Raw genomic sequence first — 24,391 nt, forward strand, 5'->3', positions numbered from 1 at the left:
GAGGAACGAAGAGAGGCGGCGCAGGCCCCGGCCTCGATTCCGGGGTCTTGAAGCGGATGCTCCGGATAGCGCCTGAGAGAAAGCAGCACGGACCGCGATCTGATTCCGTGATAGGTTCTTTCGGGAGAACGTCTTAAAGAGTCGGCGAAAGGATGTGGCATGGAGGATTATCTTGAGCGCGTGAGGCAGGCACTTGCGGACCTGGAGGCGGACGACCTGGCGGCGCTGCTGACCGAGGCGCTCCAGGCCGGCGTGGGGGCTACCGACCTCCTGGCGGCCATGAGCGAGGCCATGGTGGAGGTGGGCAGACGCTTCGAGGCCGGAGAGTATTTCCTGGCCGACCTGGTGCTGGCGGGCGAGGAGATGAAGGTGGGGGTAGCGGTCCTGGAACCCCACCTGACGGCAGGCGACAGGGGGCAGAAGGGTACGGTGGTCCTGTGTACCGTCAAGGGCGACATCCACGATATCGGCAAGAACCTGGTGGGGACGATGCTCTCCAGCGCCGGCTTCCGGGTGGTGGACCTGGGCGTGGACGTGCCGGCGGAGAAAGTGGTGGAGGCGGTGAAGGCCAACTCTGCCCGGGCGGTAGGTCTGTCCGTGCTCCTCACCACCATGGTGGGGTCGATAGGAGAGGTGGTGGTAAGCCTGGAGAGGGCCGGGCTCCGCGAAGGGGTGAAGGTGGCCGTGGGAGGCGCCTGCGTCACCGATGAGGTGGTGGAGCGTTACGGGGCGGACGCCATGGGCCGCGACGCAGTGGAAGCGGTGCGCATCTTCTCCGGCTGGGTGGCGTGACGAAGGGGGTGGCCCGTGATGTCCGATAAGCACCGCAGGGTCCTCGATGCCCTGGAGCAGAGGGTTCCCGACCGCGTTCCGGTCATGGACCTCATGAACGAGTTCTCCACCAGCAACGCCATCCTGGGGAAGAGACCCCATCCCCTGGGGAAGCTGGTGCGGGATCCGAGGGCATCCAGGGTCATGGACCGCCTCTTCGCGCTGCCGGGGTCCGCCCAGCTCACGGACCGCGAGATGGAGCGTTTTACCCACCTGGGGGCGGCGGCCGCGGTGAAGATGGACTACGACGCCGCATGGCTGAGCTGTTTCCCGGTGCTGCGCTTCCGCGACTCGCGCACTATGACCGATATCTTCGGCCGCTTATGCGACGTCTCCGTGGACGCGGCGGGGAACCTCGCCAACCCCATCTACCGCGAGGGTCTCATCAAGAGCCCGGAGGACTGGAAGGCCTGGCCCAAGCGTGATGTCTTCCGCCTCCCGGAGAAGGTGAACAGGGTGTTCTGGGAGGTGCAGCGCGCATACGGTGACCGCCTCTTCATCTTCGCCTTCGCCAACTACGGGCTCTTCGAGAACACCTGGCAGCCCATGGGCTTCGAGCGCTTCGCGGTGGCGGCGCGCAGGGAAAGGGATTTCCTGCGCCGGGTGATAGGTTTCTACGCCGACCTACACTGCATGCTCATGGAGGCCGTCGCCGACGCCGGGGTACCCGGCTTCATCCATACCGACGATCTCGCCTATAAATCCGGCCCCATGCTCAGCCCGCGCCTTATCGAGGAGCTCTTCGGGGACCACTACCGGCGCATTACCGAGACCGCGCATGCCCTGGGCCTGAAGATCGTCATGCATTCCTGCGGTAACGTCACCTCCCTCCTCGAGCACTTCGTGTCCTGGGGGTTCGATGCCGTGCATCCCCTGGAGCCCACGGCGGGGGTGGATCTTGCGGCCGCCAAGAAAGCGGTGGGGGACCGCATCTGCCTCATCGGCAACCTGGACATCACGCACATCCTCGTGGACGGCACGCGCGAGGAGGTCTTCGCGGCGGTGCGGCGGGCTGTCGAGGACGCGGGCGAGGGCGGCGGGTTCATCCTCGCCCCCGACCACAGCCATCCCGACATATCGGTGCAGCGACTGCTCTGGATGGTGGAGGCGGCCCGCGAATACGGGACCTATCCCCCCGGCACGCACGAGGAGCCGAGCCCTTGATCTCGCAGGGGGTGCCACTGGGAATAGTTTACAGCATCGCCGCCCGGTATCTTGTCGGCTAAGGGCGCGGATCCATGGTCGGAAGGGTATAATATCCTGCGGAAGAACATGCTTGCGAAAGCGGGATGGATATGATCACATTCGCGTCGGATGCCGTTTCCACGGGAGAGCTGATACTCTACCTCCTTCCGGTGATCATCATCCAGCTGGCGTTGATGGTCTATGCCCTGGTGGACCTGTTGCGCCGCGAGAAGGTGAGGACCGGCAACAAGGTACTCTGGGCGGCGGTCATCCTGCTCTTCAACCTCGTCGGCCCCATCGTCTATCTTGCCTGGGGCCGCCATCCATCCGCAGAAGAGAGTGACGCCGGCCCCGGTCCCTCATGAGTTGCTGGAGACGGTAGGACTAACAGGGGAGCCCGGCGACCTTTCCGCGGTTGACGGGAGGACGCTCGCCCACGAGGCCGTGACGGCGCAGCGTTCATGCAGGGTTCCATGGAGGACAAGGACTCGGAACATGGCCGTTGATAACGTGCTGGAGGCGGTAGGGCTAACCAAGAGGTTCGGCGACCTCACCGCCGTGGACGGCCTGAGCTTCGCGGTGAAGCCAGGAAGGCTGGTGGGGTTCGTGGGCCCCAACGGCGCGGGAAAGACCACCACCCTGAAGATGATCCTAGGCCTGATATCGCCCGACGAGGGCAGGGTCTTCCGCTTCGGAAGGGAGGCGGACCGCAGCAACATGGAATCTCTTTCCAGGATCGGATACGTCCCCGACGTGCCTTCCTTCCCGGAGTGGATGCGCCCCTTGGAGTTCCTGGAATACATCGGCGGCTTCTTCTCCCGGGACCGCGGGGTGGTGAGGGAGAAAGCGGAGGAGATGCTGAGGGCTTTCGGCCTGGAGGGACTCCGGAAGAGGAAGGTGGAGGGTTTCAGCCGGGGAGAAAGACAGCGGCTGGGGATGGCGCAGGCGATGATGGGGGACCCCGAGCTCCTGGTGCTGGACGAGCCCACCTCGGGCCTAGATCCCCTCGGGCGCTACGAGGTCATCACCTATATCGAGCGCATGAAGGGCAGGGCGGCGGTGCTGGTCTCCACCCACCTCCTGGAGGACGTGGAGAGGATATGCGATGACGTGCTGATGATAGACAGGGGAAAAAAGATCCTGGACGCGTCCCTCGAGGAGGTGAAGTCGCGCTGGGGAGGGAGCGTCCTCACGGTAGAGGTGGACGCGGGCGCGGACAGGCTGGCGGCGTCCCTGGCCGGCATGCCGTGGGCGAAAGGCATCTCTCAAAAGGGAGACGCCCTCGAGGTAGCGGTGTCGGACATGGGAACGGCGCGCAGGGAGATACCCGCGGCGGTGGCCGGGCTGGGTCTGGAACTGGTGAGGTTCGAGGGGCGCCCACCCCGCCTGGAGGAGATATATATCTCCCTGACCAGGGATGGAGGAACGGAGGAAGGGCGTGAGTGACCGTCTGGCCAACCAGCTCAGAAAGGACCTGCGGGAGACGGTACGCACCTACCGCGCCTGGGTGCTGGTGGGAGCCTTCGCGGTCTTCGGCATCGTGAGCCCGGTGATGATGAAGTTGCTGCCCCGCATCCTGCCGGAGTCCGAGGAGTTCCAGATCGTCTTCAAGGACACCACGGCCCTGAGCGCCGCCACCCAGTACTTCGACAACGTCACCCAGATCGTCTCGCTGATCGTGGTGATACTGGCGGCGGGAGCGGTGGCGGGCCGGAGGAATTCCGGTTTCTACCATATCCTGCTCACCAAACCGGTTAGGCGCGGAGAGGTCCTCGCCAGCTCCTTCATCACCTACGCGCTGCTCATCCTGGCCGGCCTCCTGGTGGGGCATGCTCTTTTCGGCATCTACACCGAGCTGCTCTTCGGCGGCTTGAGCCTCTGGGGACTGCTGGCATCCCTTGCAGCCTGCGCGGCCGCTCTGTGGCTGCTCCTGGCCCTGACGGTTTTTCTCGGGGTGGCGACGAAACGCGCCGCCCTGGCGGGAGTGCTCTCCTTCCTGGGCTTCTTCGTGGTCTCGCTGCTGTTGGGGCTGCTGCCCATCTCCTGGGAGATCGCGCCAGCGGCACTTTTCAGCCGCTCCTCCGAGGTGGCGGCGGGGAAGGCCGGGCTGAGCGTGTTGGTGCCGGGAATGGCGACGGCGTTTCTGGCCGCGGCCGCCCTGCTCTACGCTGCGGTGAGGATATTCGAAAGGGCCGACCTTTGAGGGGAAGGAGGGGTGATGGGCGGATCGCTGCTCATGGCCTTCGATCTCGGCGGCGGCTCCGGCCGCTGCATGCTGGTGGATCCCGAGGCGGGGGTGGTGCAGGTGGCCTCCAGGAGCTGGACGCACCCCGTGGCCCCCAACACCGCGGGGCTGGGATACGACCTGGATCTCGAGGACATATGGAAGAAGATGGGAGATGCGTCCCGCCAGGTCATGCGGGACTCCGGGGCCGCGCCCGGGGAGGTGGCGGGAGTGGCCGCGTGCAGCATGCGCAACACCACCGTGCTCATGGACGCCGCAGGCGGGGTGCTTTTCGCGACGCCCAACCAGGACGCGCGCGCCCTGGGGAACGCCCTCGCCCTGGCCGAGGCCCTGGAAGCGGGCAGGCTGGCGGGCGCCGCCCTGGACATCTTCCCCGTCGAGCCGCCGGGGTCCGACGACCGCCTGGTCCGGCGTGAGGAGGTCATCGCCACGCCGCACATCGGGGGCAACACGGTGGAGACCGGCGCCCACCAGGGCCAGATGGCGGCGCAGCAGCTCCGCGACCTGCTGCGCGGCAGGGCGCCCGCGCATATCCTCAACCCCGAGGCTCTGGAAGGATTTGACTGGACGGCTCCCCGCCGCGAGCCCGCCCCCGAGGTGCAGGAGCGCCTGGCCGCCAACCCCCGGCCTTCCATGACCTCTTAACGGGCCATGTTAAGCCCCTCCTCTGCCGGGAAGAGCGGGGCGACGGGAATATGCCCGCCTCCTCAGAGGACGAAAGGGTTTTGGGACCGCTCGAAAGGACCGAAGAGGGCGAAGACCCCCTTGTCCGGGAACCGCGGAAAAAGCCCTCACGGACACGAGACTGGCTATAAGATTCGGCAGATAACCGCCCGTCTGCCGGACATTCCTCGCGTGTGGCGGTGGCGCGGCCGTCGATCACCTGTTGCCGTGCGGATGACCGCCCGTCTGCCGGATGCTACTTGCGGGGTCTCGAGGGGATGTATCCGAGAGGTCATGCTGCCGGCTGGTCCTATCGTGACCCAGGTAGGGTGCACGGTAGAGGTGGCGGTTATGCGGCCACAGGCCGGGTTCCCTTGATGCCGCTCCCTTTCCGGCGGCCGGAATGAGACCCGGTCAATCCTTTTTGCCGCGCAGCCTGGCGAGCTTGGGTTTCAGGAGATGCCAGAAGTGCTTATTTATGGTGTCAGTCCTTTTTGCCGCGCAGCCTGGCGAGCTTGGGGGCGATGACCGCGCGGCAGTAGGGCTGGTCGGGATTGCGCTCGTAGTAGCGGTGGTGGTACTCCTCGGCGGGGAAGAATCTCTCCAGCCGCTTGACCTCGGTGACGATGGGACGTTCGTAACCCTCGCGTATGGAATCGATGAACCTCTCAACTCTGTCCCTCTGCGCCTCGTCGGTGTAGAGGATGATGGACCGGTACTGCGTGCCCACGTCCGCCCCCTGCCGGTTCAGGGAGGTGGGGTCGTGGGTGGAGAAGAAGACCTCAAGGATCTCCTCCAGGCTCACCTCCCGGGGATCGAACCCCACCTCCACCACCTCGGCATGTCCGGTGGCGCCGTCGCAGACCTCGCGGTAGGTGGGGTTGGAGACGAAACCGCCAGCGTATCCCGGCGTCACCGTCACCACGCCCGCGACGGTGCGGAAGAAGGCCTCCGTGCACCAGAAGCACCCTCCTCCCAGCACTATGGTCTCGTATGCGTCACCGGCCATCGGGGATGAACCTCATGGATATGGAGTTCACGCAGTGCCGCGTGTTCTTGGGGGTGAACCCCTCGCCCTCGAAGACGTGCCCCAGGTGGCCTCCGCACCTGGCGCAGACGATCTCCGTACGCCTGCCGTCGGCGTCGGGCTGCCGCTTCACCGCGCCGGGGATCTCGTCGTCGAAGCTGGGCCAGCCGCACCCGGAGTGGAACTTGTCCTCCGAGCGGTAGAGGGGCGCTTCACACCGCCGGCATACGTAGGTGCCCGGCGCGAATAGGTCGGTGTACTCCCCGGTGAAGGGCGGCTCGGTCCCCTTGTGTACGATGACCCGCTCCTCCTCCGGCGTCAACTTTTTCTCTTCCATGCAGTAAATGTAACCCCTCCGCGGTCATCGACGCCATGCGCGGGGTCATGGTGGACTCGGCAGTCTCTAAGTCTCTACAGAGTGAGCATGTATCCCCCGGTTCGGCTGCGCCTGCGCCCCGGGTGCCCCCGACCTGACCCGCGGCCCGCGAGGTGTTATCATTCATACGCATGGTAAAGACCATGGGAGAGGAGACGGTCTTGCGAGAAGGCGGGATGCCCGCGTACATGAAGCCGGGAGAGCTCCCCTCCCGCGCCGGCCTAGTGGTGGTCGGGGGAGGGGTGATCGGGTGCTCCATAGCCCGCGAGGCCACGCGTTTCACGTCCGACGTGGTGGTGCTGGAGAAGGAGGCCGACGTGGCGTGCGGCACCTCCAAGGCCAACAACGCCGAGGTGCACTCGGGCATCGGCGAGGACGCCGGCACCCTCAAACAGAAGCTCAACGTGCGCGGCAACCGCATGTACGACGACTTTGTGCGGGGCCTGGGGGTGGAGCTCAAGCGCCAGGGGCTGCTCATCGTGGTCACCCAGCGCGCCATCCCCCGCGACGGGGGCATGTCCGAGGACGAGCGCATGGAGCTGCTCACCCGCAAGATCCCCGAGGGCATCGTGGCCTACGGTAAGAACGCCGGCATCGAGGGCCTGCGCACCCTCTCCCGCGAAGAGGTCTTCCGCATGGAGCCCAACGTCACCCGCGAGGCGGTGGCGGGGGTCTTCGACCCCACCTACGGGCTCATCAGCCCCTACAAGCTCACCATCGCCCTCGCGGAACACGCGGTTATCAACGGCGCGAGGGTGTTTCTCAACACGACGGTCACCGGCTTCCGCGTTGAGGACGGCGCGGTGAGGGCGGTGATCACAGACCGCGGCGAGATCGAGACCTCCCTGGTGGTCAACGCCGCCGGGGTCTTCGCCGACGAGGTGGCGGACATGGCCGGGGCGGGCGGTTTCGTGATCCATCCCCGCAAGGGGGCCACCCTGCTCTTCGACCGCCAGGTGACGGCGGAGTACGTTAGGTCCAGCGTGGCCGAGTTCCGGCTGCCGGGCCAGAGGACCACCCAGAGCAAGGGGGGAGGGGCCATGCCCACCGCCGAGGGCAACCTGCAGCTCGGCCCCACGGCCATCGAGGTGGAGGACAAGTACGACACCTCCATCTCCGCCGAGGAGATCGAGGAGATCTTCGAGCGCTTCCACTACCTGCTGCCTGATTTTCCCAGAGACGCCCTCATCTCCGCCTTCAGCGGCGTGCGCGCCCCCACCCTGGAGGAGGATTTCGTCATCGGAGCCTCCGAGGCGGTGCGGGGGTTCGTGAACGTGGCGGGCATCCAGTCGCCGGGCCTGGCCTCCGCCCCGGCCATCGCCGAGATGGTCCTGGGCATCCTGCACGACCTGGGGCTGCCGCGCGAGCCGCGCCCGGACTTCGACCCCGTGCGCCCCGCGCCGCCCAAGTTCTCCGAGCTCTCCAACGCGGAGCGCAACCGCCTCATCCGCGAGGACCCGCGCTGGGGGAACGTCATCTGCCGCTGCGAGACGGTGACGGAGATGGAGGTGGTGAACGCCATCCATTCCATCATCCCCGCCACCAACATGGACGCGGTGAAGCGGCGCACCCGCACCGGCATGGGGCGATGCCAGGGCGGATTCTGCCACAACCGCGTGGCCGCCATCCTGGCCCGCGAGCTGGGCATCCCCGTCACCGCGGTCACCAAGGACGGGGAGGGCTCGCCGGTCTTTCTGGGCGCGGCCAAGGAGTTCCTGGGGGGTGGCCAGGCTTGAGCGCGGTGCGCAGGCCGCAGTGCGTGGTCATCGGCGCCGGCCCCGCCGGGCTGGGGGCGGCTCTGGCGGCGCGGGAGGCGGGGCTCTCCGACGTCATGCTCCTGGAGCGCGATTTCGAGCTGGGGGGCATCCTGCCGCAGTGCATCCACGACGGCTTCGGGTCCATCGTCTTCGAACAGGTGCTCACCGGGCCGCAGTACGCCCAGCGCTTCATCGACCGCGTGGAGAGGGCGGGCATCGAGGTGAAGCTCAACACCATGGTGCTGGAGATGCGGGGGGACCGGCGCATCACCGCCGTCAACCCCGCGGACGGGGTCTTCGAGCTGGAACCCTCTTCCATCGTGCTGGCCATGGGCTGCCGGGAACGCACGCGGCACCAGGTGATGATCCCCGGCTACCGGCCCGCGGGAGTGATCTGCGCCGGGGCCGCCCAGCGCGACATCAACATCGAGGGGCTGATGCCCGGCAGGCGGGCGGTCATCCTGGGCTCGGGGGACATCGGCCTCATCATGGCCCGCCGCCTCACCCTGGAGGGGGCGGAGGTGGAAGGGGTCTATGAGATCATGGACCACCCCGGGGGGCTCACGCGCAACGTGGTACAGTGCCTGCACGACTACGACATCCCCCTGCATCTCTCCCACACCGTGACCTTCATCCACGGCAGGAAGAGGGTGGAGGCGGTGACGGTGGCCCGGGTGGGGGAGGACCTCAAGCCCTTGAGGGACACGGAGCGACGCGTGCCCTGCGACACCCTGGTGCTCTCAGTGGGCCTCATCCCCGAGAACGAGCTCTCCAAGCAGGCGGGGGTGCAGCTGGACCCCCTCACCGGAGGGCCGGTAGTGGACGAGACCATGCACACCTCCGTGGAGGGCATCTTCGCCTGCGGCAACGTGGTCTGCGTCTTCGACCTCGTGGACTGGGTCACGCAGACCGCGGAGACGGCGGGCCGGGGGGCGGCGGAGTACGTGCTGGAGGCCGGGAGGCGGAAGCGCGGGCCCGCGGTGCGGGTCACCGCGGGTCGAAACGTGAAGTTCGTGGTGCCGCAGCTCGTCCGGCGCCCGGAACGCGGCGTGGATTTCTTCTTCCGCGTGGAACACCCAGAGAGGGCGGCGCGGACGCGGGTGCTGGTGGACGGCGAGGAGCTCTACTCCCGCAAGGCGAAGATGGTGCGGCCGCCGGAGATGATCAAGGCGGGGGCGGACCCCGGGAAGGCGGCGCGCGGGCCGGAGAACGTCACCGTGGAAGTGGTCGCGGAGGAGGAAGAGGCATGACGCGTCCGCGGCGGCGAGGAGAGAGCGCGCGGAATGCGGGGACCGCGGGGGGACGCGATGAAGAAAACGCATAGCTACACCTGCATCAACTGCCCCCTGAGCTGTGGGCTGACCCTGGTGGAGGAGGACGGCGAGGTCCTCGAGGTGAGCGGCGCCGACTGCAGGGTGGGTGAGAAATATGCCGTGGAGGAGTTCCGCAATCCCCGCCGCACTGTGAGCACCACCGTGCGTGTGCAGGGCGGCGTGCTCCCCCTGCTGCCGGTGGTGAGCGCGGCGCCCATCCCCAAGGCCCTGGTGAGGGACGCGGTGCGCATGCTCTCCAGGCTCACCGTGGATGCGCCGGTGGCGGACGGCCAGGTCATCTACCCCGACATCCTCGGCACCGGGGTGGACGTCGTCGCCTCCCGGCGGCTAGACGCCGCGGGCCGAGGGGACGCGTAAGGAGGTCCGGGCACGCGCCGTGGGAAGACGCGTGGCGTGGCGCGGGCGTCTTCCCCGCAGACGGCGAGGCCCGGCCCTCTCTTAGGAAATATCTGCCACATAAGACCCCGACCCGACTTTTCGGGAACCTTTGGCCCGCGTGACGGGTCATAGCCTTCTGACAACACCGTGAGGAGGAAAGGGGCGATGACAACCTTGTTGCCTGTGATAGAGAGGTCTGACGTGGCGGAGTTCCTGGCCAGCAGGGAATTCGCCCTGCCGGCGCTCTTCGTGCTGGGCGGGCTTGTCCTGGGGTTCGCGCTCGAGCGGCTGCTGATCATGGCCCTGGGAAGGCTGTGGTCAAGGCGCGGCTGGGACGGCTGGCAGACGGTGCGCAGGTCCCTGCTGGGCATGGTGACCCTGTGGTCGGTGGCGGGAGGACTGTATGCCGCAATGAAGGTCACCAGCCTGTATCCTACAGCGCTGCTGGTTTACCAGAAGGCCTTCGTGGTGCTGGCGGTGTTCACCGTTTCCCTGGTCACGGCGAGGATCGCGGCGGGTCTGGTGGACCTGTCCATAAGAAAGGCCGAGGGCGCGCTGCCCTCCACCACCATCTGGGGCAACGTGGTGAGGATGTTCGTCATGCTCACCGGACTGCTGGTAGCCCTCAAGCTGCTGGACGTGCCCATCACCCCCATCCTCACCGCCCTGGGAGTGGGAGGTTTCGCCATGGCCCTGGCCTTCCAGGACACCCTGTCCAACCTCTTCGCGGGGCTGCACATCCTTGCCTCCAAGCAGATCGCCCCCGGCGATTACGTGAAGCTTGACAGCGGAGACGAGGGCTACGTGGTGGACGTCACCTGGCGCAACACCACCATCAGGACGCTTCCCAACAACGTGGTGGTCATCCCGAACTCCCGCATGGCCTCGGCCATCATCACCAACTATCACCGGCCCGCCCCGGAGATATCAGTGCTGGTGGACCTGGGCGTGGCCATGGACAGCGACCTCCGCCGCGTCGAGGAGGTGACCCTGGAGGTGGCCAGGAAGGTGCTGCGCGAGGTGCAGGGCGGGGTGGACGCCTTCGAGCCCATGGTCTTCTTCCGGGAGTTCTCGGATTTTCGCATCGAGTTCACCGTGGTCCTGCGCGCCCGCGAGTACGTGGACCGCTTCCGCTTGAAGCACGAGTTCATCAAGCGCCTGCACGAGCGCTATCGCGAGGAGGGCATAGAGATCCCCAGCGCCACACGCGCGCTGCGCTTCGAGTTGGAACGGGTGTGAGGACGTGGTCCCGGAGCCCTGTCTTCCAGGTGGGGCGGCAGGCGCGAGGATAGTGGTACGGCGGGGGGCTGCGGAAATAGCGCGAAGCCGGCCTCCCGCTCACCCCGCTCGGTCCCGTGGGCGCCGGCATCGGCGGTACGCCCGCGCCACCGCCCCGTCATGGCCCTTCGGACCCGTGGGTGGGCGGTGCCGGTTGCGTGGGGCGGCGCGGGCGCACGGGAAAGATGCGCCCCGGGGCCGGGAGATGTCGGCGCGCCGCGCTATGATGGTTCGCGTACGGCGACAGAGACGCGACGAGGAGGTGCGGAGATGGAGAGGACCGAGATAAAAGAGAAGGTGGGGGTGGCGGAAGCCTCTACCCTTCCGGTGAATGAGGCCTCCGGGACCAGGACCATCGAGGTGATCCCCGCCGAGCTCGCGGATGCCGTTTACCTTGAGGTGCAGGCGGTGGCGGACGTGGATCATCCCCTACCCTCCAGGATGGACCCGGACTGACGGCGATAGGAGATCCGTGGCCGGTGGAAGGCGCCTTTTCTCCCCCGTCGCAGGGGTGGAGAGGGAGTACCTGCTGCTCTCCCCGCGTGATGCCGATGAGGGGAGCCGGGGGCCGTCTCGTGCCCAGGAGCTGGCGGAGGAGAGGATCTATCGGGCGGGCAACGAGGAGGGCATCGGTTACATCCTGCGGCCCTGGCCCGGCCCGTGGAAGACGCTGCGGCGGGACGGGGGGGCGTGGGGCCTCGAGGAACACTCCATCCTCGAGGTCAGCACTCCCGAGACCGCAGACGGCATCGAGGCCGTATCCTACCTGCGCGCAAGCGAGGCGTCCATGCGCCTGGCCCTGGCCGGAATGGAGGATGCCCCGGCGTGCGACGCCTTCCTAACCTGCACCCCCGCCTGCATGACGCGTTTCGAGCCCGGAAACCCGCGCCAGCTCTGGCTGGGCTTCCACCTCAATCTCTTCCTCCCCCTGGACTGGAGGCAGCGACGGCAGCTTGCGAGCTGGCTGGCCCTGCTCTCCCCCCTCATCTCCGCGGGCGGAGGCCTGACGGAAAGGGGCCTGGTGCTCTCCCCCGCCGGCTGCAGGGTCGGGGATACCCTGGGGTACGGCATGGAGGCCCGGCCGAGCCTGGTGGAGGTGAAGCCCAGCCCACTTTTTATGGAAGAGAGGCTGGATTCGGGGTATTTCCGCCTCCACCTGCCCTGCTTCGACGCTCCCCTCTCCGCCCGCAGGCTCGCCCTCTCCTTCGCCTCCGTCCAGGTGGTGGCGGCCCTCGTCTTTCTGCGCGAATGCCTGCCCGAGCTGATACTGGCCAATCCCGCCCGGGCTATGGCCGCCATATCTTCCTCTCCTCTCCTCGCCGAGATCCCCGCGTCGCGGCGCTTCAGGCTGGAGGGCGGGCGCATGATCACCCACGCGGAGGCTATGGCAGCGGCGCTCGGGGGTCTGGAGGAGGCGAGGAAGAGGTTCTACCTCGATCCCCTGCGGGAGCTGGCCGTGGAGAGGCTGGCCGCGGGCATCCGCGCCTGGCCCCGCGGCGGCGAGGAGCTCGCGGAGGACTTCGACTTCTTCACCCGGGCGGCCGTCCACCGCCAGGCCCTGGAGCTGCAGGGAGTGACCCCCGCATGGTTCGACCGCGTGGCCGTCCCGGTGATCGCCCTGGCGTCCAGGATGGGCGGGGGGATCCTGGAGCTGGCGCGCTCCTCTCCTCGCGAGGCGCGTTCCCTGCTGCGCCGGGGAGGCAGCGAACACCAGCGCGAGCGCCTGCGCTCCCTCCTGCGGGAGCGACGGCTTTCCCCGCAGGACATACCATTTCTTGCCAGAGCGGTGCGGCGCCTGCGCTCGCTGGAACTCAGGCTGGGAGAGGTCTTCCCCGGCCGCTCGCCCCTCGCCGCATGGGACGACCGCACCTGGGAGGACCTCGTGCGCCGCGCTTCTTCCCCGCGCCGCGAGCCCAACCGCGCGGACGCCAGGTCCGAGCTGGTGTGCCGTTTCGCCTCCCTCGGCGAGCGCGTGCAAGCGACCTGGGATCACCTCTTCTTCTTCCCTCCCGGCGGAGGCGTGGGCGTCATCACCCTGCCCCACCCGGCGAGCCCGAAAGCCCTGCCCTTCCGCTGGCTGAGCGAGGAGGAACAGGACGAATACGCGGAGGCGCGCCCCATGGAGATAAATTACATGCAGTTCGTCCTCAGGCACGACAGGGAGGGGCGTCGCGAGTTCGAGGAAACGCTGGCGGAGCTCCTGCGGGACGAGTCCGTGCGGTCGCTGTGGGGAGGCCCGCCCCTCCTCAACCAGTTGCGGCTTTTCTGACCCGCCTCGATACGCCTTTCCGGCGGCGGCCGGCGGGGCGCCGGGAGGGATGCGGGACGCCGCGGCGGGCCGTCGTCCCACCGCTGGACGCCGCGGCCGGTCGCCTTTCTCTCACGGGGCGGCCTCGAGCGCTTTCTCCAGCTCCGAGAGCATGGCGTCGAGGGACTCCAGCACCTGGCGCGCCTGCTCCTCCTCGATGATCAGCGGCGGGAGGATCTGGCTCACCGAGGTGTCGTTGTTGGCGTAGATGGTGAGGATGCCGTGGCGGAAGCCGGCCAGGGTCATGAGGGGTCCGCAGAAATCGTTGGCCATCTTCAGCCCCATCATCAGGCCCCGCTGCCGCGCCTCCACCAGGACCCCGGGGTGACGGTCCGCGAGCTCCCGGAAGCCCCCCTCGAAGACCGCCGCCATCTCCCGCACGTGCTCCAGGAAGCCCTCCTCCTCCAGGATGTCCAGCACCTCCAGGGCGGCGTAGCACCCCACCTCCGCTCCCCCGAAGGTGGAGACGTGGATGAAGGGGTTCTCCGCGAAGAAGGAGTCGAGGCGGTCGGAGTACACGGTGGCGGTGATGGGGTAGACGCCCCCCGACAGCCCCTTGGCGGTGACCAGGATGTCGGGGACCACGCCGTAGGTGTCGATGCCCCACACCGCCCCGCACCGCCCCAGCCCCGTCTGCACCTCGTCGATGATCATCAGCGCCCCGCGGCGGTCGCAGAGCTCGCGCACCCCGGCGTAGAAGTCCTCCGGGGGGACGGCGATGCCCAGGGTGGCGGGGATGGTCTCGAAGATCACCGCGGCCGTCTCCCCGCCCGCGCCTCCCCCCATGGCCTCCTCCAGCGCCTCCAGGTCGCCGAAGGGCACCTGGGTGAACCCCGGGGGAAGGGGCCCGAAGGGGGCGCTGTACTTGGCGTCGCCGGTGGCCAGGGCGAACCCGGTGTGGCCGTGGTAGCCTCCGACGGCGGAGATGATCCCCGGTCGCCCGGTATAGCCGCGGGCGAGCTTGATGGCGGTGTCCACGGCCTCGCCTCCCCCCACCCCGAAGACCACGCGGTTGAGGTCCCCGGGAGAGACGGCCGCCAGCCGCTCCGCCAGCAGGGCGCGGTGCTCGCTCACCAGGTGATGGTTCCCGATGTCAAGTTCTTCCAGAGCACGCCTGAGCGCGGCCACCACGCGCGGGTGGCGGTGCCCGAGGTTGAAGACCCCGCCGTTGCAGTGGCAGTTGATGAGGCGGTTCCCGTCCAGGTCCCACACGTAGACCCCCTCGCGGCGGCCGAAGACGAAGTCGATGCCCACCTCGCGGAAGAAATCCGCCTTGCCGCTGGAGACGTGGCGGGCAAAGCGCGCGCAGACCACCTCTTTGGGATCCCGGCCGATCAGAGCCATCCGCGGCACCTCCTTCTATCCTGGGCCCTCGCCTTCAAGAGCCCGTCTTCTCCCGACGTCCGTAACGGAACACGGGGGATGCCCCTACGCCGTTCATCAGCGCCATGAACCGACCAGTGATGGAAACCCCTACCAGTGCGTTTCACTGGAAGTCCAGGCTCTCTTTCTCTCGTGAATGAGACCGTCTCCTGTCCACTCGACCCGTCGTACCCGTCTCTCGCGCACTATGCGATGCCTCATGCCCGCACCCGAGACCGGATTGCGACCGCTATCGACCTGAAGACCTTCCCACGCATACGCGCCAACGCAACATCTCACTTTCTCGTGATCTTCCCCGGCAGGATGTAGGGGTAATCCCGCCGCAGCAGGCGGGTGCGCAGGAAGCGGTCGAACCTGCGCAGGGCGAGGTAGAGAGACCAGATGAGCCGGTCCTCGCGGTAGTACGAGTCCACGTCCTTCCTGCGGATGGGCTCGATGCCCAGGTGCGGGGCCTCCTCCGCGAAGAAGGCGTTGGCCGCCTCCACCAAGGCCGGGATGAGCTCCGCCCGCTGCTCCTTGTAGAAGTTGGCGATGAGGTCTATGGCCACCTGCCGGAAGTCGTAGTAGCGCGTCATCACGTCCTCGAGGAAGAAGAGGCGGATCATCCACACCAGGAAGGAGGGGGCGCTGCGCAGGAACAGCTCCGGGTCGAGCTGCTCCTTGCCCTCGACGCGGAAGAGGGGGGTGCTGGTGTCCATGTACAGGAGCCGCATGTTCTCGTCCACGCGCGGTGCCCCAGGCTCGAAGCCCACGATGGACCAATTGGAGATCTGGCCGTCGATGGCCACCTCCAGGCCCTCGCGTCGGCGGTTGAAGTCCCACACCTTCTTCGCCTCGCGCAGGACCATCCTCACCAGGGCGGGCACCTCGGCGTCGGGCAGGTGGTGGATGGCCGCGTTGCCGATGGAGTGGGCGGGAAGCTGCTCCTGGATGATGTAGAAGACGGGACGTCCGCTCGCCGAGACGAACTCCGCGTGCCCGTAGGCGGGGAGGGACAGCCCTACCTCCTCGGCGAGGACGCGGTTGTACTCGCGGTAGCTGGCCAGGTAGGGCTCGATCTCCGCCCGGTCTCTGAAGATGGGCAGGCGCTTGAAGGCGTACCCCTCCATCCCCTCGGCCCGGATCTCGAAGACGGTGCTGATCTCGCCGTAGCCCAGCACCCGCGCGGGGATGCGGCTGCGCTCGGGGTATCTCGGGTCCAGCCCCCGCTCGAACTCCTCCAGCAGCTCCACGTCCACGCTCAGCTCTTCCATACTCTGCGCCTGCCTTCCCCGCGCTCGCGCCGCCCGCGGAGCCGACTTCCGCGGGCCGTACGGCTCCAGACCCCAGACAGAATGATTCTACTATACGCGCAAGGCGTCGTAGGCCCAACCGGGTGCGGTTCCCCCGCCGTTACATTCCTGCCCGGCATAGCGAGGGGGTATGGTGGCATGCTCGGTCTCTCCCGGACCCCGCCGCGCCGAAGAGGCGTTCCGCGGGACGGCCGAGTCGCCGCTGCCTGCATTATTTGCAGGCCAGCCTGGTGCACACCGCCGAGTTGCCCGCGGTGGCCAGCAGGATCACGCCGGCCGTCGCGGCCGTTATTGCCCAGGAGGAATCCCGCACCAGGAGGATGATCCCCGCCGCGACTGGTGCTAGGCCGACCAGGATGTCGGGCACCATGTCCAGCCAGGCCGTTCTCCTCGCGTCGAAGCGCGCGGGATCGCCCCGCTTGAACAAGACGCTGCTCAGCCTGCCTTTGCCGAAGGCGCGGGCCTTGCCGTGTTAATGGCAGTCCACGCAATGTCCCCGCAGGAGCCGGATCTCCAGCATGAGGATGAAGGCCAGGTAGAAGGCCATGTAGACTCATCCCGCCCGGTAGAGGATGAAGGCCCCTAAGCCGTATAAGGCCAGGGAGACCAGGTTGCAGAGGACGATCATCCATCAGGGGTAGCTCTCGTTATACTCGCCGGCATCCACCCCTTGTCCTCCCATCATCGCCGCCGGGAGCTTCGCTCCGGGATGTCCGGTTCCCGTGGGCGGGATGCGGCATCCGCCATGCGGGCCTTGCGTTGCCCGTATTCTATCACCGGGAGCGGACCCTACGGTTAAGACAAGGGCGGCCGTTTCTCCCCGCTTCCAAGGATAAGGCGCAAGGCCTGGTTGGTGGTCGAGGCTTGGCGCTCGGCAGGCCGCGCAACCGCCGTCCCAGGCCTGAGGCTGCGTGTGCTTGACCGGTCTCGACCCCGGTCACCGCCACATGCTCAGGTCCTGCTTGATGGACTCGAGCTTCTTTATCCTGACTTCTCCCGCGGCGACATCAGCCGCCGAGGTCTTTTTTGATCCTCTCGAACTCCTCCGCGGTTATCTCACCCGAGGCGTACCTGCGGCGGGCGATCTCCAGCGGGGTCTCCCCGTGCCAGTGGGCCGCGTGGGCAGCCCCGGAGCCCAGGGATGAGGATCCTTTGAGGATCAGGTATACCACGGCGATCATCAATACCGCGCCAGCCAGCATCATCAGTCCCATCCAGATCCAACCTCCCGTTCCCCAGCGGGATATGCCTTCCATGCAATCCGCCAACAAGGCTATGAAAGCACCCATCTTCATTCACTCCTTACCGGCTCCGATTAACAGGCCGTATAGGCCCTGCGAGCTCCTATCTTCATGTTGAGCCCTCTTCCCCCGCTTGTTCATGACATGCGTCAACCGCGGGCGGTCCCCAGGGTTGACACGACTATATATGTATTATTACAGTTATATGTAGAAATGCATATAGTAATCGGGATCGCGAGGACGAAATGGCCGGGATCACAAAACGGAGCGGAAAAGCGGCGAGCGGGGAACCTGACCTCTTCGACCACGAGAGGTTCGTGCGCGAGGGGCCGCAGAAGAGGTTCATCGAGCCGCGCCTGCTCTATCTCATCAAGCGCAGCCCCAGCTACGGCTACCAGCTCATCGAGGAGATCGGGAAGCTCCCCTTCCCCGGCCCCATCCCCGATGCGGCGGCGGTCTACCGTGCCCTGCGGGAGCTGGAGGGGGCGGGCCTGGTGCGCTCGCGGTGGGAGCACGGGGAGGCGGGGCCGGCCAAACGCGTCTACGAGATAACGCCGCGGGGCGAGGAGCGCCTGGAGGCGTGGACCGGCGCCTTCAGGGAAAGGGTGAGGATGCTCAACCGCTTCATCGCCCTGTGCGAGAAGGAGGGATTGAGATAATGTCCCTGACCGCGGTGGTGATCGACGCGCTGGTGGCGGTCTGCCTGGTGTTGTCCTTGCTCAAGGACAGGGAGAAGACGAAGGCCGCGATCCTTATCGCCTGGAACGCGTTGAAAAGGCTGGCGCCGAGCGTTCTGGCGGTGATAGCGGTGATCGGGCTCATCGTGGGCTTTATCCCGGCGAAATGGATCGCGTCGAGCATAGGGAGCGAGAGCGGCATGGTGGGCGCCCTGGTGGCCGCACTCATCGGCTCGGTGCTCTTTATCCCCGCCCTCATCGCCTTTCCGCTGGCGAAATCTCTGCTGGACATGGGCGCGGGGGTGATGGCCGTAGCCGCTTTCATCACCACCTTGACCATGATCGGGTTCGTCTTCCTGCCCGTGGAGATCAAGGAACTGGGCAGGCGTTTCGCGTTCCTGCGCAATGGATTGAGCCTGGTGGCGGCAATGATCATCGCCATGATCATGGGACTGGTGCTGGGGTGATAAAGATGAGGGCGGGAAAGAGAAAGAAAGATGGAGCGGGGGAGGTTCCCGTGATGTCCAACCTGTCTTCGCTACGAGGGAGGATAAGATGGGACCTGGCGATCATGGTGGCCTCCGCGTGCCTGCTGTTCTCGCTTTCCATCATATTCCAGGATAAAGGGGAAAAGGCCATGGACATCTCCTGGGCGTTCTTCAAGGAGATGGCCTTCGTCCTGCCTGCTGTGCTGGTGCTCATGGGGCTTTTCGGAGTATGGGTGGACCGCAGGTTGGTGATCAGATACCTCGGCGAGGGTTCCGGGATCGGGGGGTTGCTGCTGGCCATCGTCCTGGGAACCCTGCCCACAGGCCCCCTGTATATAGCCTTTCCCCTTGCCGGCATGCTGCTGAAGAAGGGCGCGAGGGTGGCGAACGTCATCCTGTTCCTCTCCGCATGGGCCTGCATCAAGATACCCCAGGAGCTGGTGGAGCTGCGCTTTCTGGGCTGGAGGTTCACCGCTTTGAGACTTGGGCTCACCATCGCGCTGCTTGTCCCCATGGCGCTGCTGGCCGAGGTTGTTTTTCACCGCCACGAGCAGGAGTCAGCCTTGTCCCCCGGGGGGGGATGAGATGAACTCGGGCGAGGGGACGCCGGGCGCGAAGGCCACGGGCTCCGCCGCGGAGGGAGCGAGCTAGAAAGGAAGCAGCCGTGCACGAGGTTGCAGGCGATCACATGGTCGAGACGCGCGCCCTGGTCATGCGCTACGGGAGGTTCACCGCCGTGGACCGCCTCGACCTGCGTGTGGAGCGAGGGGAGATCTACGGGCTGCTGGGGCCGAACGGGGCCGGTAAGACCACCACCACCAAGGTGCTCTGCGGGCTGCTCAAGGCGAGCGGCGGCGAGGCGTACGTCAACGGCAGGAAGTCCAGGCCATCCGGGTGCTGCCCTTCGTGGTGCTGCTGGCCTTCCTGCTGGCGGGGATATTCTGGCTGGTGGAGGCCATCCCGGCGTGGCTGCGCCCCCTCTCCTATATCGTTCCCCCACCTACGCCGTGGGCGCAGAGGAGAGGCGGCGTGGCCTGGACGCCATCATGGAGCATTATGGAGAGGAAAGGCCGCATCTCTACCGGGAGAATGACCTCTCGCTCACCGCGGTCATCCGCATCGACATCGAGGAGATGACCGGCAGGGCCAACGGGTACTGACCCGCGGGCACCGGCATCGCCCGCGCGGGGGAGAGGGAAAGGCGCCGTTCCCTCAGGCGCCTGCTCCCGCGCCCTCGCGGGCGAGCAGGGCCGCGCCCAAGGTGCCCACGTCGTCTCCCAGGGTGCTACGCAGGATGCGCACGTGGTCGCGGCTGATGGCGATGGCCGTCTCCCGGAAAGAGCGCAGCATGGCCTCCTCCATGTGGTGGAAGCAGCCCAGCAGCCCTCCGCTCAGGGTGACCGCGTCGGGGTTGAAGATGTTCACCAGGGAGGCGATGCCCGTGCCGAGGTGGTGTCCCGCTACCCGGAAGATCTCCACGGCGAGGCCGTCGCCCGCCTCCGCATGTCTGCCGAGGACCTCGGCGCTGAAGGTCATCGGGTCGGCCAGGAACTCCTCCACCGCGGGCGAGACGCGGCCGGCGGCGGCGGCTTCCTCTACGCGCCGATAGATGGCGACCCCGCTGGAGAGCGCCTCCAGGCATCCCCTGGCCCCGCAGTTGCACGGGGGGCCGTCCTCGAGCACGATCATGTGGCCCAGCTCGGCGGCCGCGCCCAGGGCACCGCGATAGACGTTGCCGTCGATGATGATGCCCCCGCCGATTCCCGTACCCAGGGTTAGGTGTACCAGGTAACGGGCTCCCCTGCCCGCTCCCAAGCGCGCCTCCGCCAGGGCGGCCACGTTGGCGTCGTTGTCCACGAACACCGGCAGGCCGGTCTCCGCCTCCAGGATCTCCTTGACGTGGGCGTCCTTCAGGGGATGGTTGGGGGCGTCCGTCACCACGCCGCGCTCGTAATCGATGAAGCCGGCTATCCCCAGGCCGAGGGCCTCGACGGCGAGCCCCGACCCCTCCGCCATCTCGCGCAGGCGCCGGCTTGTCTCAAGGAGCCCCTCCAGCACGCTCCGTTGTGAGGAGGCGTCGGTATTGCTGCGGTGCCGGCAGACGATCTTCTCGCCGTCGAGGATGATGCCCGCCGTCTTGGTCCCGCCCAGATCGATGCCGATGACTGCCAAAACGCCCTCTCCTTGCCTTGCGGTTTCATGTCGCCGCGGTCCGCGCGAACATTCTCTTTATATCACCGGCGCGGAAGGGGCAACAACCGCCCGGCCTGAGCGGCGCAGCGACCGGGATGACCGGGCCGCGGTGACCGGGGTGACCGCGCGGGGTCGGGCATATAAAATGGCGTTAGCCGAAAAGCCGAACGAGGAGGTAAGGACATGGCCGGGAAGGGGAAAGAGAAGCTGGTGGAGGAAGCGCGGCGCCTCGCGAGCGATTACGAGAAGAGGTGCACCGGTTGTGCCCAGTCGGTGGTGGCCGGGCTGGTGGATGCCCTGGGCATCGAGGACGCCGGCGAGGGGGTGTTCCGGGCGGCGAGCGGTATGGCGGACGGCATCGGCCTGACCCGCGACGGCTCCTGCGGCGCGCTCACCGGCGGCTGCATGGTCATCGGCCTCCTCTTCGGGCGCGAGCGCAAGGACCACCAGGACATGATGAAGCCCATGAAGTCGTACCTCATGTGCAAGGAACTCCTCGAGGATTTCCTGGAGCGCTACGGGAGCAGCCGCTGCAACGACATCCAGATGAAGCTCATGGGACGCATCTACGACATGTATGACCCCGCGCAGCTCAAGGAGGCCTTCTCCTCGGACATGATGGAGCACTGCTCGGGGGTGGTGGGCAACGCGGCCGCCAGGGCGGCGGAGATCATCCTCGCGCAACGGGAAGCGGAATCATAACCCCAGGCCGGAGGGGCCGGGCTGGAAGGTCAGGGCTGGCCGTTGACATCAGGCCGGGAGGTAGAATCCTATCGGCCTGTGGCCAGGGGGTTAGTGTGGCCATCGGTCTGAGGCCTGCGTTAACAAGCTGATCGGCCTGAGGCCTGCGGGCCAGACCTGGCCGGCCTTGGTGACGAGCGAGACCTTGGCTTTCCTGTCGATAAGCCCGGGAGCAACGTCTCGTGACATCGACGTCGAAGATCGAAATTGCGACCCCGTAAGTTACCGGGATCGAAGTTCGAAGATACGACCCCGTTCTTTTTGGCGGAAGGGGAGGGATTCGAACCCTCGAGGCAGCTTTCGCCGCCCACACGATTTCCAGTCGTGCTCCTTAGGCCAGACTCGGACACCCTTCCAGGCGCAGGATTATTATAAATGGGAGCATGGGGGCTTTCCACCATGTTTCTGAACCTAGGCAGCCTCGCGCGTTCACCCGCGCGGTCGCCTCACGGTACGCCCGGGGCTTAACACTTCCTTAATAGGTACCTGCTACGCTTGAAATGGAACCCGGCTTTGAGATCGGACAAGAGGAGGGAGGGCGATGAAGAAATCCATCTTGCTGCTGGCGCTGGTCGCCCTGTGTCTGCTCATGGCGGCCTCCACCGCCCGGGGCCAAGAACAGAAGGAGCGGCAGGGGGAGGGGCAAGCCGGTGAGTGGCTCGAGCAGCGTGGAGAGATGTTGAAGCAGAGGATCGAGCTCATCATCACTCGCTTCGAGAACAACAAGGACAGGCATGTGAAGGCCTACAACGAAGCCAAGGAAAAGGTCATGCAGCTCCTGGAAGCCATGGAGGCCAAGGGATATGACATGTCCAAGTTGGCCCAGGACCTGTCCGCATGGGACGCCATGATCGTGAAGTTCGCACAGGATTACGCTCTTTTCATCGCCGAGCTGCAGGAGCTGTCGCAACTCGCGGTGGGGGATTCGGAGGGGCAGTTCCGCGCGGGATTGCGGGAAGCCAGAAAACTGCTTCGACAGGTACATCAGGATGCGATGGACATCCGGCTTTTCTATCAGAAGACCATACGCGCCGATATCCAGGAGCTCAAGGCGCAGCTCCCCGCCTCTTAGCGCGGGGACGGCGGTGGAGGTGAGGGAGATGGGAGGAAAGCGCGGAAGAGGAGTCTTGCCCGTGGCCTTGACCCTGGTGCTGCTTGCCTTCACCCTGCTGGCCGCCTCCTGCGGCGCAGGCGGCAAGGGGAGCGAAAAAGGGACATCGGGCAGCGGGGGATCAGAGGTCGAGATCTCGGGCCAGGAAGACGTGGACGCCCTCCTCAAGGAGCTCGACGGGATCATCGACAGCGCGGACCCAGAGGACTTCAACACGGAGCAAATGGACGATTCCCGGCTGGGGCTCTGACCCGTAAACATGGCCTCCGCGCGGGCGGTACAGCCCTCTTACGGAGGCCGGCGTTTATGCTAAAATATTCTCTGCACGCGCCCGTAGCTCAACTGGATAGAGCGACAGACTACGGATCTGTAGGTTGGGGGTTCGACTCCCTCCGGGCGTGCCATCCGAAACCGCGGGCCGGGAAGATTGCGTCCCGGCCCGCGTCGTTTTTTCGGCTCGGGATGAGGAGCGCGTCACCGGAGGTGCAGGGATCGGGGATGATCGCACCCCGGCTCAATCCCTCGCGCCGTCGAAAAGCGCCTCGCCCCCCTCAACGCATGCGCTCGTATATCCGATGCATGGGCCCGCCCAGCGCCATGCGGTAGAGGGCGGGAGAGAGCCGTTTCGCGTACCACATGAAGTGCGCCAGGGGGGTGAGAACGATCACCGCTTTCCCTTTCTTCATCCCGCGCAGGATGGAAGCTGCCGCCCGGGAAGCGGACATGCGAGGCATCATGCCGTAGGAAGCCCGTATCAGCTTCTCGCGGTCGTAGCCCCTGACCACGATGTGGTCTACGATAGGAGTGCGCAGGTTGCCGGGGCAGACCAGGGTAACGGCGATGCCCCGCGGCACGAGCTCGAGCTGCAGGGTCTCGGTCAGCCCCACCAGGCCGAACTTGGTGGTGGGGTAGGCGCTCAGGGTGGGCATGGTCACCAGGCCTCCAAGTGAGGCCACGTTGACGATGTGTCCGCTCCCTCGCTCGATCATGTCGGGGAGAAAAGCCCTGGTGACGTTGACGGGACCCCACAGATTCACGCCCATGTTCCAATCCCAGTCCTCAGGGGTGGTGTCGATGAAGTCCGCCCACGCGAAGACCCCGGCGTTGTTGATGAGCACGTCCGGCGCGCCGAACTCGACCCGCACCCTCGCGGCCATGGCCTCCACATCGCCGCGGTCGGATACGTCCGCCAGGTAGCGGCGGGCTTCCGCGCCCATGCGCTGGAGCATGGCCGCGCTCTCCTCGAGCCCCGAAGCGTCGATGCCCACGAGGAGGACCAGGGCTCCCTCTCGTCCCAGGGCCAGGGCCAGCTCGCGACCTAGGCCGCTGGCCGCCCCGGTCACCAGCGCCGTCTTGCCCTTGAGGTCCTGCATGGATCCCACCTCCTTTTCCTTACCGATGGAGTCGGCAGGTCGCGGAGGTTCATAAACAGTTTTCCGTAAATCGCAGGTGCAGGTGGCGGTATCGAACCCTGAACGATACGGCGGGCGAGATCGGGGGATTCGTGGACAGGGATAAGAAATATGTTTTGATCTGTAAGGCGATTGCAGGAAAAGGCTGTTGATCGCGGTGCTCTTCGCCCGAGTCTTTCGGAAAAGGACCGGGACGCGAACCCGATGCGCTGCCCGGATCACGGGAAGGGATAGAGCTGTGCCTACACGAAACAAGATAGCGGAGAAAGACCCGGCATTGCGGGTGCTCGGTCGCGGACGGGAACGCGGGATGTGACGGGGATGAAGAGGATGCCCGCAAGGAAGCGCCTGGCCTTCCTGGTGCTTGCGTGCTGCGCCCTGGCCGTCGGCATTTCCTTTATCTGGGAAGGGCCGAGGACGGTATATGCCCATGCCGTCATCATCTGCCTCGACTGCATAGGGTTGATCTAG

The 24,391-nt window shown here is 66.4% G+C and carries 28 protein-coding genes and 2 tRNA genes; 21 read left to right on the top strand and 9 right to left on the bottom strand.

Annotation, left to right across the window (positions count from 1 at the left end):
- Window positions 1-159 precede the first annotated feature (159 nt).
- The 6 genes from H5T74_13385 to H5T74_13410 all read left to right on the top strand — a co-directional run bounded on the left by H5T74_13385 (window position 160) and on the right by H5T74_13410 (window position 4,906).
- Window positions 160-792 carry a cobalamin B12-binding domain-containing protein gene (locus H5T74_13385; GenBank protein MBC7231369.1) on the top strand — a complete coding sequence of 211 codons (633 nt, stop codon included), beginning with the start codon at window positions 160-162 and terminating at the stop codon, window positions 790-792.
- Between the two features lie 18 nt (window positions 793-810).
- Entirely contained in the window at window positions 811-1,995 is a 1,185-nt protein-coding gene (locus H5T74_13390) for a hypothetical protein (GenBank protein MBC7231370.1), read from the top strand.
- Window positions 1,996-2,126: 131 nt separating this feature from the next.
- Window positions 2,127-2,381: a PLDc_N domain-containing protein gene (locus H5T74_13395; GenBank protein MBC7231371.1), complete on the top strand. Its 255-nt coding sequence runs from the start codon at window positions 2,127-2,129 to the stop codon at window positions 2,379-2,381.
- 130 nt (window positions 2,382-2,511) lie between these two features.
- Window positions 2,512-3,462, top strand: a complete 951-nt coding sequence (locus tag H5T74_13400) for an ABC transporter ATP-binding protein (GenBank protein ID MBC7231372.1) — start codon at window positions 2,512-2,514, stop codon at window positions 3,460-3,462.
- Window positions 3,455-4,219 (top strand): ABC transporter permease subunit, encoded by a 765-nt coding sequence (locus H5T74_13405; GenBank protein ID MBC7231373.1) that lies wholly within the window; start codon window positions 3,455-3,457, stop codon window positions 4,217-4,219. Before H5T74_13400 ends, H5T74_13405 begins: the two co-directional genes overlap by 8 nt.
- A 15-nt stretch (window positions 4,220-4,234) precedes the next feature.
- Entirely contained in the window at window positions 4,235-4,906 is a 672-nt protein-coding gene (locus H5T74_13410) for a hypothetical protein (protein MBC7231374.1), read from the top strand.
- Between the two features lie 502 nt (window positions 4,907-5,408).
- Here H5T74_13410 and msrA read toward each other — a convergent pair.
- Window positions 5,409-5,933, bottom strand: a complete 525-nt coding sequence (msrA, locus tag H5T74_13415; protein ID MBC7231375.1) for a peptide-methionine (S)-S-oxide reductase MsrA — start codon at window positions 5,931-5,933, stop codon at window positions 5,409-5,411.
- Entirely contained in the window at window positions 5,923-6,288 is a 366-nt protein-coding gene (locus tag H5T74_13420; protein MBC7231376.1) for a methionine-R-sulfoxide reductase, read from the bottom strand. The genes msrA and H5T74_13420 overlap by 11 nt, the downstream gene beginning before the upstream one ends.
- 215 nt (window positions 6,289-6,503) lie before the next feature.
- Here H5T74_13420 and H5T74_13425 point away from each other — a divergent pair, with 215 nt between their 5' ends.
- The 6 genes from H5T74_13425 (at window position 6,504) to H5T74_13450 (ending at window position 13,343) form a co-directional block, all read left to right on the top strand.
- Window positions 6,504-8,063, top strand: a complete 1,560-nt coding sequence (locus tag H5T74_13425; protein MBC7231377.1) for an NAD(P)/FAD-dependent oxidoreductase — start codon at window positions 6,504-6,506, stop codon at window positions 8,061-8,063.
- On the top strand, window positions 8,060-9,334 hold the full coding sequence (locus H5T74_13430; GenBank protein ID MBC7231378.1) for an FAD-dependent oxidoreductase: 1,275 nt from the start codon (window positions 8,060-8,062) through the stop codon (window positions 9,332-9,334). The genes H5T74_13425 and H5T74_13430 overlap by 4 nt, the downstream gene beginning before the upstream one ends.
- A 57-nt stretch (window positions 9,335-9,391) precedes the next feature.
- Window positions 9,392-9,775, top strand: coding sequence for a DUF1667 domain-containing protein (locus H5T74_13435; GenBank protein MBC7231379.1), 384 nt, complete (start codon window positions 9,392-9,394; stop codon window positions 9,773-9,775).
- Between the two features lie 186 nt (window positions 9,776-9,961).
- The gene (locus tag H5T74_13440; protein MBC7231380.1) at window positions 9,962-11,035 is read left to right on the top strand and encodes a mechanosensitive ion channel family protein; all 1,074 of its coding nucleotides are present in this window, start codon (window positions 9,962-9,964) and stop codon (window positions 11,033-11,035) included.
- 309 nt (window positions 11,036-11,344) lie between these two features.
- Window positions 11,345-11,530 carry a hypothetical protein gene (locus H5T74_13445; protein ID MBC7231381.1) on the top strand — a complete coding sequence of 62 codons (186 nt, stop codon included), beginning with the start codon at window positions 11,345-11,347 and terminating at the stop codon, window positions 11,528-11,530.
- Between the two features lie 16 nt (window positions 11,531-11,546).
- Window positions 11,547-13,343: a hypothetical protein gene (locus tag H5T74_13450; protein MBC7231382.1), complete on the top strand. Its 1,797-nt coding sequence runs from the start codon at window positions 11,547-11,549 to the stop codon at window positions 13,341-13,343.
- Window positions 13,344-13,454: 111 nt separating this feature from the next.
- Here the strand turns inward: H5T74_13450 and H5T74_13455 are convergent, their stop codons facing one another.
- The 4 genes from H5T74_13455 to H5T74_13470 all read right to left on the bottom strand — a co-directional run bounded on the left by H5T74_13455 (window position 13,455) and on the right by H5T74_13470 (window position 17,346).
- A complete protein-coding gene (locus tag H5T74_13455; GenBank protein MBC7231383.1) occupies window positions 13,455-14,726 on the bottom strand; it encodes an aspartate aminotransferase family protein in 1,272 nt (423 codons plus the stop codon).
- A gap of 314 nt (window positions 14,727-15,040) precedes the next feature.
- Window positions 15,041-16,018: a hypothetical protein gene (locus tag H5T74_13460; protein ID MBC7231384.1), complete on the bottom strand. Its 978-nt coding sequence runs from the start codon at window positions 16,016-16,018 to the stop codon at window positions 15,041-15,043.
- A gap of 250 nt (window positions 16,019-16,268) precedes the next feature.
- Window positions 16,269-16,484, bottom strand: coding sequence for a hypothetical protein (locus H5T74_13465; GenBank protein ID MBC7231385.1), 216 nt, complete (start codon window positions 16,482-16,484; stop codon window positions 16,269-16,271).
- A gap of 580 nt (window positions 16,485-17,064) precedes the next feature.
- The gene (locus H5T74_13470; protein ID MBC7231386.1) at window positions 17,065-17,346 is read right to left on the bottom strand and encodes an SHOCT domain-containing protein; all 282 of its coding nucleotides are present in this window, start codon (window positions 17,344-17,346) and stop codon (window positions 17,065-17,067) included.
- 197 nt (window positions 17,347-17,543) lie between these two features.
- Between H5T74_13470 and H5T74_13475 the strand changes: the two genes are divergently transcribed.
- The 4 genes from H5T74_13475 to H5T74_13490 all read left to right on the top strand — a co-directional run bounded on the left by H5T74_13475 (window position 17,544) and on the right by H5T74_13490 (window position 19,556).
- A complete protein-coding gene (locus tag H5T74_13475) occupies window positions 17,544-17,957 on the top strand; it encodes a helix-turn-helix transcriptional regulator (GenBank protein ID MBC7231387.1) in 414 nt (137 codons plus the stop codon).
- Window positions 17,957-18,442, top strand: coding sequence for a permease (locus tag H5T74_13480; protein ID MBC7231388.1), 486 nt, complete (start codon window positions 17,957-17,959; stop codon window positions 18,440-18,442). The genes H5T74_13475 and H5T74_13480 overlap by 1 nt, the downstream gene beginning before the upstream one ends.
- 53 nt (window positions 18,443-18,495) lie before the next feature.
- Complete coding sequence (locus H5T74_13485; GenBank protein MBC7231389.1) at window positions 18,496-19,047, top strand: permease; 552 nt, start codon at window positions 18,496-18,498, stop codon at window positions 19,045-19,047.
- Window positions 19,048-19,151: 104 nt separating this feature from the next.
- On the top strand, window positions 19,152-19,556 hold the full coding sequence (locus tag H5T74_13490; GenBank protein MBC7231390.1) for an ATP-binding cassette domain-containing protein: 405 nt from the start codon (window positions 19,152-19,154) through the stop codon (window positions 19,554-19,556).
- A gap of 119 nt (window positions 19,557-19,675) precedes the next feature.
- Here H5T74_13490 and H5T74_13495 read toward each other — a convergent pair whose 3' ends face one another.
- A complete protein-coding gene (locus tag H5T74_13495; GenBank protein ID MBC7231391.1) occupies window positions 19,676-20,635 on the bottom strand; it encodes an ROK family protein in 960 nt (319 codons plus the stop codon).
- A 204-nt stretch (window positions 20,636-20,839) separates the two neighbouring features.
- On the opposite strand from H5T74_13495, the gene H5T74_13500 reads away from it, so the two are divergent.
- Window positions 20,840-21,358 carry a C_GCAxxG_C_C family protein gene (locus H5T74_13500; protein MBC7231392.1) on the top strand — a complete coding sequence of 173 codons (519 nt, stop codon included), beginning with the start codon at window positions 20,840-20,842 and terminating at the stop codon, window positions 21,356-21,358.
- A gap of 301 nt (window positions 21,359-21,659) precedes the next feature.
- Here the strand turns inward: H5T74_13500 and H5T74_13505 are convergent.
- Window positions 21,660-21,753 (bottom strand) — tRNA-Ser (locus H5T74_13505).
- 185 nt (window positions 21,754-21,938) lie between these two features.
- On the opposite strand from H5T74_13505, the gene H5T74_13510 reads away from it, so the two are divergent.
- The 3 genes from H5T74_13510 to H5T74_13520 all read left to right on the top strand — a co-directional run bounded on the left by H5T74_13510 (window position 21,939) and on the right by H5T74_13520 (window position 22,912).
- Window positions 21,939-22,469: a hypothetical protein gene (locus tag H5T74_13510; protein ID MBC7231393.1), complete on the top strand. Its 531-nt coding sequence runs from the start codon at window positions 21,939-21,941 to the stop codon at window positions 22,467-22,469.
- 61 nt (window positions 22,470-22,530) lie between these two features.
- Entirely contained in the window at window positions 22,531-22,758 is a 228-nt protein-coding gene (locus tag H5T74_13515; GenBank protein ID MBC7231394.1) for a hypothetical protein, read from the top strand.
- A gap of 77 nt (window positions 22,759-22,835) precedes the next feature.
- Window positions 22,836-22,912, top strand: a tRNA-Arg gene (locus H5T74_13520).
- Between the two features lie 147 nt (window positions 22,913-23,059).
- Here the strand turns inward: H5T74_13520 and H5T74_13525 are convergent.
- A complete protein-coding gene (locus tag H5T74_13525; GenBank protein ID MBC7231395.1) occupies window positions 23,060-23,890 on the bottom strand; it encodes an SDR family NAD(P)-dependent oxidoreductase in 831 nt (276 codons plus the stop codon).
- Window positions 23,891-24,241: 351 nt separating this feature from the next.
- Here H5T74_13525 and H5T74_13530 point away from each other — a divergent pair, with 351 nt between their 5' ends.
- Window positions 24,242-24,391 carry a hypothetical protein gene (locus H5T74_13530; GenBank protein ID MBC7231396.1) on the top strand — a complete coding sequence of 50 codons (150 nt, stop codon included), beginning with the start codon at window positions 24,242-24,244 and terminating at the stop codon, window positions 24,389-24,391.

The organism is Actinomycetota bacterium (assembly GCA_014360645.1).
GTDB lineage: Bacteria > Actinomycetota > Geothermincolia > Geothermincolales > RBG-13-55-18 > Solincola_B.